Origin of the sequence: Caenibius tardaugens NBRC 16725 (genome assembly GCF_003860345.1) — a bacterium.
GTDB classification, from domain to species: Bacteria; Pseudomonadota; Alphaproteobacteria; order Sphingomonadales; family Sphingomonadaceae; genus Caenibius; species Caenibius tardaugens.
Window position 1 is genome coordinate 2344018 of sequence record NZ_CP034179.1, and the last position, 12274, is coordinate 2356291.

Here is a 12274-nt window from a genome sequence, read left to right on the forward strand (position 1 = left end):
GGCAAAGGAGAAACACGATGGCTGACAAGCTGGAACTGACCGAGCAGGAATGGCGTGAAAGGCTGACGCCCGAACAATATCACATCCTGCGCGAAGCCGGCACCGAACGCGCCTTCACCGGCGCTTACGAGAAGAACAAGGCGCAAGGCGCATATCGCTGTGCGGGTTGCGGGCAACCCCTGTTCGAATCCGACACCAAATATGACAGCGGATCGGGCTGGCCGAGCTTTTATCAACCGGTGGAGCAGGGCGCGGTGCATGAACATCGCGACACCTCGCACGGGATGGTGCGCGTCGAAGTGCGCTGTGCGGCATGCGAAGGCCATCTGGGGCATGTCTTCCCCGATGGGCCGAACCCCACAGGTCTGCGCTATTGCATCAACAGCGCCTCGCTCGATTTCGAGCCCAAGGAATAACAGCGGCTTACCGGTCGGGCGCGTTTAGCTGGGGGCAACCCGGCTGCGCCCGTTAACGCTGTGTTACAAATATAATATGCAGGTGCCCATTGCTTGTGCGGGTATGTCCCCGCGAAACACGTGAGGTAAGCGCCCAACATGGCAAGACGGGACGTCCGCCGCGCATCCACCCCTTCCGAAGATCCGCAGCCACGGCCCAAACGCCGCTGGTTTCGCCGTTTGTTTATCTGGGGCACGGTAATTGCCCTGCTGGCGATTGCGGCGCTTGGCATTGCGGTGGCGATGGCCGCCCGCTCGATACCGGGTTTTGACGAACTGAAGGAAACCGCAGCGGGGCAGACCATCGTGGTCCGCGCGCGGGATGGGTCCGAACTGCTGACTATGGGGCCAAGCCCCGGCAACTGGCTGCGTTCGGATGAAATTCCCCAGGTGATGAAGGATGCGATGATTTCCGTCGAAGACCGGCGGTTCCGGTCGCACTTCGGGGTCGATCCGATCGGGCTGGCGCGTGCAGTGTGGGTGGCAACCACCGGTGACAGGCGGATTGCGGCAACGTCCACGATCAGCCAGCAGCTTGCCCGCAACGTTTTCCTCAACAACAGCCGCACGTTCGGGCGCAAGGCGCGCGAAGCCATTCTGGCCATGGCGCTGGAGGCCAAGTTTTCCAAGGAACAGATTCTCGAACTCTATCTCAACAAGGTCTACTTCGGTGGCGGCGCCTATGGCGTGGATGCGGCCAGCCGGAAATTCTTTAGCCATTCCGCCCGCGATCTGAATGTCGGTGAAGCGGCGATCATTGCCGGGCTGGTCAAGGCGCCGTCGCGCTATTCGCCCACGGCCGATGTGCAGGCCGCCGTGAAGCGCGCCAATATCGTGCTCCAGTTGATGAAGCAGGAAGGCGCTATCGGGGCAGCAGAAGCGGACGCGATTGACGTATCGACGGTCAAGCTCAAGCCCGAAGCGGGGCAGAACTCGGCGCGTTATTTCACCGACTGGGTGTTGGAATACCTCGATCTGGTGCTCCCCGACACGCAGGAACCGCTGGAAGTGTGGACCACGCTCGACGCCGGGATGCAGCGTGCGGCGACCAGCGCCATTCAGGCCAATGCGCCGAAAGGCGCGCAGGGCGCACTGGTCAGTCTGGATCGCGATGGCGCGGTGCTGGCCATGGTCGGCGGCACCGATTACGTTTCCAGCAATTACAACCGCGCGATACAGGCGGTCCGCCAGCCCGGTTCGGCATGGAAGCTGTTCGTCTATATGGCGGCGCTGGAGGCCGGCTATCTCCCCGATGATCGGGTGGTGGACGAACCGGTGACGATCAACGGCTGGAGCCCGCGCAATTCCGGCGGGACCTACGCCGGCCCGATCGATGTGCGCACGGCCTTTGCTTATTCGAAAAACACGGTGGCGGCGCAGCTTGGCAACGAGGTCGGCTTTGGCAGCGTTGCGTCCATGGCGCGGCGGTTCGGGATCACCACGCCGATCGCCACCAATCCATCGATGGTGCTGGGCACCTCCGAAGTCCGCCTGATCGACATGACCCGTGCCTTTGCGGCGGTCTCCGCGCGCGGGATGTCGGTCGAACCCTACGGCGTGATGAAAGTGACCACGGCGAATGGTCGCGTGCTGTATCAGCATGAGGCGGCGAAGGGGCAGCAGCTTGTGCCCGATTATGTGGCTGCGGGGATTACCGATCTGCTGCAGACAGCGGTCAACGTGGGCACGGGCAAGGCGGCACAGATCGGCCGTCCGGTTGCGGGCAAGACCGGCACGACCAGTTCGAACAAGGATGGCTGGTTCCTTGGTTTCTCCAGTGGGATCACCACGGGCGTCTGGATGGGCCGCGATGATGCGCGCGCGGTGCCCGGTTTGCAGGGCGGCACGGCCCCGGCACGCGCCTTCGCCACGTATATGCGGCAGGCGGTTGCCAAGCGTCCGGTGGAACAGTTCGCCACCGATCTGAAATTGCCGGAATGGAAACTCGAACCGGACGAGGAATATCTCTACGGCGACCCGAGCGAATATTACTACGTCGACGAAGACGGCAATCTGGTGGATCAGAACCGCCGGACCGACTGGCGTGATGATCCCTATCCGCCGCCGGAACAGCAGCCCGGCACCCCGCCACCGGCCGCCAATCAGGACTTCCTTGATCAGGCCACAGGCGGGGCGGCAAATGCCCGACCGGAAAGCCGGGGGAACGTCAATGTCGGGCGCGGCAGTCGTCCGCCGGCACCGCCAGGACCACCGGAAGCCCCAGCCCCCGCCCCATCGCCTTAATCCATTCGGCAGGATGCCGGGGTTTGTACCCGGTGCGGACTAAGGGAATTGCATAAAAAAGGGGGCGGTCCTTTGCAGGATCGCCCCCTTTTTGTTGCCGTTTTGCAGATCAGCGCAAGCGGATCGGCACGTAGAGTGCCGGGCCGCCGCGGCGTTGCACCTGCAACAGCAGGGCATCACGCTTGGCCGATTTGGCAGCGGTTACGATCTGTTCCAGTTCAGCCGGGGAACCGACGGCCTTGTAGTTGGCCTGCAGGACGATATCGCCCCGCTGCAGCCCCTTTGCCGCCGCGTCGGAATTGGGGTCCACCCCGGCCACAACCACACCCTTGGTGGCATCGGGCACACCCAGCTGACGGGCGATTTGCGGTGTCAGCGGGATGACCTGCACGCCGAGGGCTTCTTCCACCTTCCCGGTTTTTTCCGCGCCCTGATCGTTGCCCTGATTCTGGGCGCCGGTTTCGGGATCGAACATCTGCTGGCGGGCGAGTTCTTCCTCGCTCGGGCGTTTGCCGACCGTGGCGTTGACCGTACGGCGCTGGCCGTCGCGGATCAGTTCGATCGGGATCCGCGTGCCGGGGGCAATATTGGCCACGAGATAGGAAAGCGTCTGGTCAGGGGTCACATCCTTGCCATCGACCTTGAGCACCACGTCGCCACCTTGCAGGCCGGCCTTGTCAGCCGCAAGGCCCGGTTCAACCGCCTGAACGAATTCGCCGCGATTGTGGGCAATGCCAAGCGACGCCGCAAGATCTTCGTTCACCGGCTGGATGCGGATGCCGAGATAGCCGCGTTCGATCGACTGGCCCTTCATCAGTTTCTGCACGATCGGCTGCGCGACTTCCGCCGGAATGGCGAAGCCAATGCCGACGCTGCCGCCCGAAGGCGAAAAGATCGCGTTGTTGATCCCGATCACCTGGCCGCGCATGTCGAACATCGGGCCGCCGGAATTGCCGCGGTTGATGCTGGCATCGGTCTGGATATAGCGATCGTAAGCGCCGCCGGAACCGGTGTTGCGGTAAACCGCCGACACGATACCCGACGTAACCGTGCCGCCGAGGCCGAAGGGATTGCCGATCGCTACGACCCAGTCACCCACGCGTGCGCGCGATGAATCGCCGAATTCCACGAAGGGGAACGGCTTGGGCCGCTGAATTTTCAGCACGGCAAGGTCCGACGCCGCATCGCGACCGACCAGTTGCGCGGGATATTCGGTGCCATCGGGCATGGTCACGGTGATGGATTCAACCTCACCCTGGCCTTCTGCCGTGATCACGTGGTTGTTCGTCACCACATAGCCATCGGCCGTGACGATGAACCCGGAACCGAGCGATTGCGCCTCGCGGGTCTGGGGTCCGCCGCCGCCCGGCATACCGAACAACTGCGCTAGCGGGTTGTTGGGAACCTTCAGCCGCTGGCGCGTGGAAATGTTGACCACGGCTGGTGCCAGCTGCTCTGTCAGGTCGGCAAAGCTGGCCGGGGCACCGGCACGGGGCACGACCGAGCGCATTTCGCTCTCGTCGTTTTGTGCGACTTGCGCTCCGGCGGGAACCCCGGAAACCAGCGATACCATCGCGCCGCCAATCAGCAGCGCACTTGTCACTCCATAAGCATAACGCACAGGTTCTACGTCCTCTCAGTTGTCCTGGCCGAAGCGACGGCCAGACTCGACAATGCACCACAGGATTCAGGCCTTTTGGCCTGAACGGAAATTGAATGACTAGCGCGTCCCACGGAACTGGCGAAGATATTCGTTATCCGGCGAAAGAATGATAGAACTGTCACCCTCTCCGGTTTCGAAGGTCGTCACGTAGCTCTGCATGGCGCGGTAGAAATCGTAGAACCGCGGGTCCTTGCCGAAACTGAGGGCATAGGTCTTGGCCGCGGTGGCTTCGGCTTCGGCACGGATGATTTGCGCATCCTTGCGGCCTTGCGCGCGAATGGTGGCGGCTTCGCGTTCACGATCGGTCTGCATGCGGGTATAGGCGGCCTCCAGCGGGGTGCCGTCGGGCAGATCCGTGCGCTTGATCCGCACGTCGATGATCTGCGCACCATATTCGCGGGCTTGCCGGTCCAGTTTGTTGCGGATGTTGGTCATCGCTGTCCCGCGTTCGGCAGTCAGCAGCGAGGTGAAGCTGCGCCGACCGAGTTCCTGCCGCAGGACCGAAGTCAGAATCGGCTGCAATTGCGCGACCACTTGTTCTTCCGTGCCGGCGGTTTCGACCATCAGCACCGGATCGATGATCCGGAAACGGGCGTAGGCATCGACTTGCAGACGCTGCTGATCGGCGGAAAGCACCTGCTGCCGCTCCATATCCAGCGCGATAACGCGCTTGTCGACGCGCTGTACGCTTTCCAGGATCGGAATACGCAGGACCATGCCCGCACCGGTCTGGCCATAAGGCGTATTGGGGCGGAACCGGTTGATGACGCGCACAGGTTCACCTGTGCGGACGACCACCGCCTGCTGTGTTTCGGGCACGATCACCACGGCTGACATCAAGACGGCCAGCACGACGGCGAGAGCGATCAGCGCAAGCTTGTGGTTTTCCCAGATGCGTTCCATCGCTTACTGCCCTTCCGGCTTCTTGGTGGCGCGCTGCTTGATTTCGGGCAGCGGCAGATACGGGGTTACGCCGGGGGCTTCCACAATCGTCTTGTTGGTCTTGCCAAGCACACGTTCCATGGTTTCGTAATACATGCGCTGGCGTGTGACATCAGGGGCCAGCTTGTATTCCGCGTAGACCTTGTCGAAGGCTGCGGCTTCACCTTCGGCCTGTGCCAGAACCTGCTGCGCCCAGGCGCGGGCGCGGTTGATATCGGCATCGGCATCCTGCTGTGCGGCGGAAACGTCCTTGAACGCCTCTACCACGCGTTCGGGCGGGTCGGTCTTGCCGATTTCCACGCCCTGAACCGCGATGCCCGAACGATAGGCATCAAGCACGGCCTGCATCCGGTCGCGCACGCGCTGTTCGATTTCGGCGCGGCCCGCGCCCGAGAATGTTTCATCCAGCGTGCGTTCGGCCACCGATGCGCGCATGGCGGCTTCCGCCACTTCGTTGATGGTTTCTTCGGGCTGGGCAAGCTGGAAACGGAACTGCTTCAAGTCCTTGATGTTCCAGCGGATGAGATAGGTCAGATCGACGAGGTTCTGGTCGCCGGTCAGAATCAGCTTTTCCTGCCCGCCCGCCGGGATACGGAATGAACGGATCGTGCTGACGGGTTCAACGCTGACTTGCTGGATCGGCCATGGCAGCGTGAAATTCAGGCCTGGCTGCAGCGTGCGCGAATATTTGCCGACCGTGGTGACAATGCCCTGTTCCTTCGGGCCGACCTGATGGACCATGCTGATACCCAGGCCGACAACCACGACCGCGCCCAGCACCAGCGGGAACCAGCTGCCGCCGCCGGGGCGTTCGGGCAGGCGTATATTCGGGCCGCCGGGGCCACCGGGGGTGCGGCGCGGGCCTTCAGGGCCGCGTTTGCGGAACAGATCTTCGATGTTGCCAGTGCGGCGCGGGCCATCACGGTCGGGACCGGCATCACCGCCGCTCTCGCCGCCACCGGGCAGCCAGGGATTGCGTGGCCCCCGTGGAGGCGGGCTGTCGCCAGACCCTCCTGAACCGCTGTCTTCCGGCGGACCATCGCCACCGTTGCCACCATTGTCCCCACCACCGGAGCTGCCGCCCCAGGGGCTACGCCTGCCAGCCATGGCCAGCGCGATCTGACTGAAATAACCACCCGTACGTTTCATGAGACCCTTTATAGGTATCAGGAACGACAAAAACAGTGCCTTGCGCGCGAATTTCGCTAGTGAGGCGATGTGATGAATGAAACAGAACTGAAAGCCACGCTGCCACCGGTGGTTGCCGACCGTCTTCAATCGCTGCGCCTGTCGGATGACAGCGTAACGCTGGTGCTCGACGCGGGTGGGCTCGACCGTGCGGAAGGCGCGGCGCTGGAGACGGCGGCACGCGATGCGATTATCGGCGCGGGCGGCCCGCATGATGTGCGTGTGGCACTGGTGGCGAACAAGGTGAAACGGCGGATTATCGCGGTGGCTTCGGGCAAAGGCGGGGTCGGCAAGTCCACTCTGACGACCAACCTCGCCGTGGCGCTGGCGCGGCAGGGGCACAAGGTCGGCGTGGTCGATGCGGACATTTATGGCCCGTCGCAACCGCGTCTTCTGGCCAATGAAGGCGCAAGGCCCGAAGCGGCCGACAAGAAGCTGCTGCCCGTCCCCAGCCCTTATGGCGTGCCGGTGCTGTCGATGGGGCATCTCGCCAAACCCGGGCAGGCGATCGCCTGGCGTGGGCCGATGGCGGGCAATGCGCTGGGGCAACTGATCGAAGCCGATTGGGGCACGGTAGATACCCTGCTGATCGACATGCCGCCGGGCACGGGCGATATCCAGTTGACGATGATGCAGAAGTATCGCCCCGATGGTGTAGTGATCGTCTCCACCCCGCAGGATTTGGCCCTGATCGATGCGAAGCGCGCGATCGATCTGTTCGGACAGGTCGATGTGCCGGTGATCGGGCTGGTGGAGAACATGGCAGGCTATCTTTGCCCCCATTGCGGCAAGGGCAGCGATCCCTTCGGCCATGGCGGCGCGGAACAGGCTGCGCATGATATGGGTCTGCCGTTTCTGGGCCGGGTGCCGCTGGCGCTGGAAATTCGCGAGAAGAGCGATGCGGGAACCCCACCGGCTGCCGGGGACGGCCCGCAGGCGGAAAGTTTTGCCGCTCTGGCGCGGCAGCTTGCCGCATGGCTGGCGCAAAGGAACGGCTAACGATGGAACTGACCCGGCGGGGATTGCTGATCGGCGCCGCTGTCGGGGGCGGTCTGTTTGTCGCATGGGGTCTGGGCGGGCGCCATTTTGCTCCGCCGTTGACCCCGCGCGAAGGCGAATTCGCATTCGATGCCTGGCTCAAGATCGCGCGCGACGGCGTGGTTTCGGTGGCGCAGCCGCAACTGGAAATGGGGCAGGGGATATCCACGCTCCTGCCGCAGATCGTGGCGATGGAACTGGGTGCGGACTGGCGGCAGATCGCGGTGGAACCGGCGCCGGTCAGCGGGGCCTATCCCAATATGCCGCTGGCGGCGCGGTGGGCCCCTTGTGGATGCCGCTGGCGCCGTCCCTGGCGGATCAGCCGGGCGATTGGCTGACGCGCCGCTTTGCGGAGACAGAGCGGTTCACCGCCACGGCAGAGGGGCTGTCGCTCGCCGCCTATGAAGGGCCTGCGCGGGCCGCTGCCGCCAGTGCGCGGGCGATGCTGGCCATGGCCGCGGCAGACCGCTGGAATGTTGCCTGGGAAGAATGCGAGGCCTCGGGCGGGTTTATCCGCCATGGCAAGAAGGCGCTCAGTTTCGCTGCGCTGGCCGAAGACGCCGCTGGCCAGACCCCGCCCGATCCGCCGCCCTTGCGCCCCGAACCTGCGGCGGAACGTCCGGTCGATCCGGCAATGGATGCGCCGTTGGCGTTCCCCCGGCTGGATTTGCCGGCCAAGGTCGATGGCACTTATCAGTTCGCGGGCGACGTGCGCCTGCCCGATATGGTCTATGCCGCGATCCGGCATGGCCCCCTGCCGCAACCGGAACTGGGCGAAGCCGATACGAAAGACGCGGCGGGCACCCCGGGCCTGATCAGCGTGGTGCAGGGCAAACGCTGGGTCGCGGCCGTGGCGACCAATTGGTGGGCCGCCGAACAGGCCCTGGCAAAAATCCATCCCTTGTTCGCCAATACGCAACCGGTCGAAAGCGGGCGGATAGAAGAGGCGTTGGACAAAGGGGTGCGCCATGGCGAAACCCACCGGATCGCGGAAGTGGGCGATGGCGATGCCGGGCTGGACAAACCGACACTGGCCCTGCGCTACGATGTCGCCCCGGCGACGCATGCCACACTGGAAACGGCCAGCGCCACGGCGCGGCTGCGCGATGGCAAGCTGGAACTATGGGTTGCCAGTCAGGCCCCGAACGGGCACGCCGCGCCGTGGCCGGGGCACTGGACATGTCGGAAAGCGACGTGGTCCTCTATCCCATGCCCGCCGGGGGCAGTTTCGATCGCCGGTTGGAACATGATCACGCGGTCGAAGCCGCGCTGATTGCGCGCGAAACCGGGCGTCCGGTGCAACTGATCTGGTCGCGCTGGCAGGAAATGGTCGCAGGCCGGCCGCGCACTCCGGTTGCCGCCGTGCTGGCTGCGAAGACCGACAACCAGGGCAATATCGCGACGTTCCGCGCCCGGTTGGCGCTGCCTGCCAGCGCGCGCGAATTCGGCTATCGCCTGTTCGGTGAGGAAACGCCGTGGGATGCGGTGGCCAAGGCAGACGGCACGGCCGATCCCATGGTGGTGGAAGGCGCGATGCCCCCCTATGGCATTGCCAATATGGCTGTCGATCATGTGCCGGTCACGTTGCCCTTGTCGACCGGGCGGATGCGGGGCAATGCGCACGGTTATACCGCGTTCTTCGTGGAAAGCTTCATTGATGAACTGGCCCGCCGCAACAAGCGCGAAGCCCTGTCCTATCGCGTGTCGATGCTGGGCAAGGATTTGCGGCTGGCGGCCTGCCTGCAAAAAGTCGCACGGCTGGCCGAATGGGACGGCGGCAACGATCAGAGCGGGCAGGGGCTGGCGTGCCACCGGATTGACGAGGGCTGCATCGCGGTCATCGCCACCGCATCGCGCGGGGAAGGTGGTGTCCGGGTGGAGCGGTTGCGCGCAGTGGCCGATATCGGGCGGATCGTGAATCTCGATATCGCGCGTCAGCAGATCGAAGGCGGGCTGATCTTCGGTATCGGCTGCGCTTTGGGCGCGGCCCTGACTTACGAAGGTGGCCTGCCCGACAATGCCCGCCTTGCCGGGCTTAACCTTCCGGTGCTGGGCGATTGTCCGGCGATCGAAGTCGATTTTCTGGAAAGCGATGCCGATCCGTTCGATCCGGGCGAACTGGGCGTGGCGGTGGTGGCCCCGGCCATCGCCAACGCGCTCTATTCCGCCACCGGCTTGCGGTTTCGGCGCTTGCCGCTGTTGTCGGACGGGCTGTGACCATGGCGCCGGGTGATCATACCGCCAGCAGCAAAGTGGCCGTTCTGCTGGTCAATCTGGGTACGCCGGATGCGCCCACGCCAGCGGCGGTGAAACGGTATCTCAAGGAATTCCTGTCCGATCCGCGCGTGGTGGAAATTCCGGCCCTGATCTGGCAACCGATCCTGCGCGGGATCATTCTCAACACACGGCCTGCGAAATCGGCGCATGCCTATCAACAGGTCTGGACGGAACAGGGTTCACCGCTCGCCGCAATCACGGCGCAGAAGGCCGCGGCTTTGCAAACACGGCTGGGCGATACGGTGCGGGTCGATTGGGCCATGCGCTATGGCAATCCCTCGATCGCCAGCCGGATTATCGCGCTGAAGGACGACGGTTATGACCGGATCGTTCTGGCGCCGCTCTATCCGCAATATGCCGGTGCCACGACGGCGACCGTGGTCGATGCGGCAAACGCCTGCCTGCGCAGCCTGCGTTGGCAACCCGCCTTGCGGATCGTTCCGCCCTATTATGCCGATCCGGCCTATATCACCGCGCTGGCGGATGATCTCGGCGCGCAGATCGATGCACTGGCGTTTGTGCCCGAAGTCCTCTTGCTCAGTTTTCATGGCATGCCCGAACGGACGCGCAGGCTGGGCGATCCCTATTACGACCAGTGCGCGGTCAGCGTGCGTCTGCTCGAAAAGGCGCTGGCGCGGCCCGATTTGCGGGTGGAGATGACGTTCCAGTCACGCTTCGGCAAGGCGAAATGGCTGGAACCGGCAACGGATACGGTCCTGATCGAAGAAGCGCGCAAAGGCACGCAACGGCTGGTAGTCGCCGCGCCGGGCTTTGCCGCCGATTGCCTCGAAACACTGGAAGAACTGGCGATCCGCGGCCGCGCGCTGTTTTCCGATGCAGGGGGCGCGGAATTCGCGGCGCTAGCCTGTCTCAACGCCGGGGATGCCGGGATGGCTATGTTGGAAACGCTGGTGCGGCGCGAACTGGGCGGGTGGCTAACCTAGCCCCTTACCCGGTCAGAAATCGATGGCGATCCCGTCTTTCACCCAATCGCCATAGCGCGTGGGCGACAGGCCATCCGGGTCCTTTTCCGGCTTGGCTGCGTCCGGTTTGGGCGCGGGGGCATCGCTCCAGTAATCGGGTTTTTTGAAGCCTGCGGGGCGTTGGGTGGCGCGTTCGGTCATGATCCTATTGTGGGATTGCTGGCGCTCGATTGCAATTGGTTATAGGCGCGTTTCGTATGAACGATATTCCCGGACTTCCCGCCCGCCGTGCCGCGCTCAAGATGGGCGATGCGGTTTTGCGCAGGGGCGAAACACTCGATCAGGCGGCAGGCTCCGCGATGCAGCACGTGCGTGCACCGGCCGACAGGGCCCTGGCCCGCGCCATTGCGGCGGAAGTGCTCCGCTGGCTGGTCGATCTCGATGGGATGATCGATTCCGCCACCCGGCAAATCCTGCCCGACGATGCGAAACCGCGTGCGGTGCTGCGGCTGATGCTGGCGCAATGGCTGCGGCTGGATACCCCGCCTCATGCGGTGATCGCCACGGGCCTGCCTCTGCTGGCCGGGGGGCCGCGCAAACTGGCGCACGGGGTGTTCTCCACGCTGGTGAAACGCGCGGTGCGCCTGCCCGAACAGCCCACTTTGCCCGAAGGGATCGCCCTGCGCTGGGGCGACCGGGCCAACCCGATCGCTGCGGGCCTCACCCTGCCGCCCCCACTGGACCTGACCTTGCGCGATCCGGCGCAGACCGCGCACTGGGGTGAGCGGCTGGGCGGCATTTCGCTCGCGCCCGGCCATATCCGCCTGCCGCGGGGCACCGCGGTGGAAGAACTGGCGGGCTTTGCCGATGGCGCATGGTGGGTGCAGGATTTCGCGGCCAGCCTGCCCGCGCGGCTGCTGGGCGCGGGGAACGGACGCCGCGTACTAGATCTCTGCGCCGCACCGGGTGGCAAGACATTGCAACTCGCCGCAGCGGGCTGGCAGGTGACGGCGGTCGATCTCAGCGCCAAGCGGCTGCAGCGGCTGGAAGCCAATCTCGCCCGCACCGGATTGACGGCGGATGTGATCGCGGCCGATGCGCTGGTCTGGCAACCCGATGCGCCGTTCGATGCGATCCTGCTGGATGCGCCCTGCTCCGCTACCGGTACCTGCCGCCGCCATCCCGATGTGCTGCACCGGATCGGGCCGCGACAAGTGGCCGACATGGCGGAATTGCAGGCACGGCTTCTGCAACGCGCCAGCGGATGGCTGAAGCCGGATGGGCAACTGGTCTACGCGGTCTGTTCGTTGGAGCACGAAGAAGGCGCAGATCAGGCCGCGAATGTCGCACTCCCGCCGCTGCCGGTCGCTGCCGATGACTTGCCCGAAGGCATTGTGCCGGACAGCGCGGGGCATGTGCGGACAGACCCGGGCATGCTGGCCGATGTCGGCGGCATGGACGGGTTTTTCATTGCTCGCTGGCGCAAGGGCTGAATCCCGTCCCTGGGCTGAGGGGCGTCGGGCTGCGGTCAGCCTTTAACCCCC

The 12274-nt window shown here is 64.6% G+C and carries 12 protein-coding genes; 8 read left to right on the top strand and 4 right to left on the bottom strand.

Annotation, left to right across the window (positions count from 1 at the left end; all coding sequences use genetic code 11):
* The first annotated feature begins 17 nt into the window (after nt 1-17).
* Nucleotides 18-416: a peptide-methionine (R)-S-oxide reductase MsrB gene (gene msrB, locus EGO55_RS10820; protein ID WP_021691631.1), complete on the top strand. Its 399-nt coding sequence runs from the start codon at nt 18-20 to the stop codon at nt 414-416.
* Between the two features lie 138 nt (nt 417-554).
* The gene (locus tag EGO55_RS10825) at nt 555-2699 is read left to right on the top strand and encodes a transglycosylase domain-containing protein (RefSeq protein ID WP_021691630.1); all 2145 of its coding nucleotides are present in this window, start codon (nt 555-557) and stop codon (nt 2697-2699) included.
* A 109-nt stretch (nt 2700-2808) separates the two neighbouring features.
* Here EGO55_RS10825 and EGO55_RS10830 read toward each other — a convergent pair whose 3' ends face one another.
* From EGO55_RS10830 to hflK, 3 genes are all read right to left on the bottom strand, one after another.
* Nucleotides 2809-4272: a Do family serine endopeptidase gene (locus EGO55_RS10830; RefSeq protein ID WP_040717396.1), complete on the bottom strand. Its 1464-nt coding sequence runs from the start codon at nt 4270-4272 to the stop codon at nt 2809-2811.
* 147 nt (nt 4273-4419) lie between these two features.
* Nucleotides 4420-5265: a protease modulator HflC gene (gene hflC, locus EGO55_RS10835; protein WP_021691628.1), complete on the bottom strand. Its 846-nt coding sequence runs from the start codon at nt 5263-5265 to the stop codon at nt 4420-4422.
* Nucleotides 5266-5268: 3 nt separating this feature from the next.
* Nucleotides 5269-6453, bottom strand: coding sequence for an FtsH protease activity modulator HflK (gene hflK, locus EGO55_RS10840; RefSeq protein WP_021691627.1), 1185 nt, complete (start codon nt 6451-6453; stop codon nt 5269-5271).
* 72 nt (nt 6454-6525) lie between these two features.
* Between hflK and EGO55_RS10845 the strand changes: the two genes are divergently transcribed.
* Genes EGO55_RS10845 through hemH form a run of 5 tightly spaced genes read left to right on the top strand, consistent with a single transcriptional unit; the run spans nt 6526 to nt 10751 of the window.
* Nucleotides 6526-7491 carry an Mrp/NBP35 family ATP-binding protein gene (locus EGO55_RS10845; protein WP_021691626.1) on the top strand — a complete coding sequence of 322 codons (966 nt, stop codon included), beginning with the start codon at nt 6526-6528 and terminating at the stop codon, nt 7489-7491.
* Nucleotides 7467-7868 carry a molybdopterin cofactor-binding domain-containing protein gene (locus tag EGO55_RS21640; RefSeq protein ID WP_210766513.1) on the top strand — a complete coding sequence of 134 codons (402 nt, stop codon included), beginning with the start codon at nt 7467-7469 and terminating at the stop codon, nt 7866-7868. The genes EGO55_RS10845 and EGO55_RS21640 overlap by 25 nt, the downstream gene beginning before the upstream one ends.
* Complete coding sequence (locus tag EGO55_RS21645; protein WP_210766514.1) at nt 7823-8803, top strand: hypothetical protein; 981 nt, start codon at nt 7823-7825, stop codon at nt 8801-8803. Before EGO55_RS21640 ends, EGO55_RS21645 begins: the two co-directional genes overlap by 46 nt.
* A complete protein-coding gene (locus EGO55_RS21650; protein ID WP_244925475.1) occupies nt 8710-9747 on the top strand; it encodes a molybdopterin cofactor-binding domain-containing protein in 1038 nt (345 codons plus the stop codon). The genes EGO55_RS21645 and EGO55_RS21650 overlap by 94 nt, the downstream gene beginning before the upstream one ends.
* A gap of 2 nt (nt 9748-9749) precedes the next feature.
* Nucleotides 9750-10751, top strand: a complete 1002-nt coding sequence (gene hemH, locus EGO55_RS10855) for a ferrochelatase (protein WP_021691624.1) — start codon at nt 9750-9752, stop codon at nt 10749-10751.
* A gap of 12 nt (nt 10752-10763) precedes the next feature.
* Here the strand turns inward: hemH and EGO55_RS10860 are convergent, their stop codons facing one another.
* Nucleotides 10764-10931: a DUF1674 domain-containing protein gene (locus EGO55_RS10860; RefSeq protein WP_021691623.1), complete on the bottom strand. Its 168-nt coding sequence runs from the start codon at nt 10929-10931 to the stop codon at nt 10764-10766.
* Nucleotides 10932-10987: 56 nt separating this feature from the next.
* Between EGO55_RS10860 and EGO55_RS10865 the strand changes: the two genes are divergently transcribed.
* Nucleotides 10988-12223, top strand: coding sequence for an RsmB/NOP family class I SAM-dependent RNA methyltransferase (locus EGO55_RS10865; RefSeq protein ID WP_021691622.1), 1236 nt, complete (start codon nt 10988-10990; stop codon nt 12221-12223).
* The last annotated feature ends 51 nt before the right edge of the window (nt 12224-12274 follow it).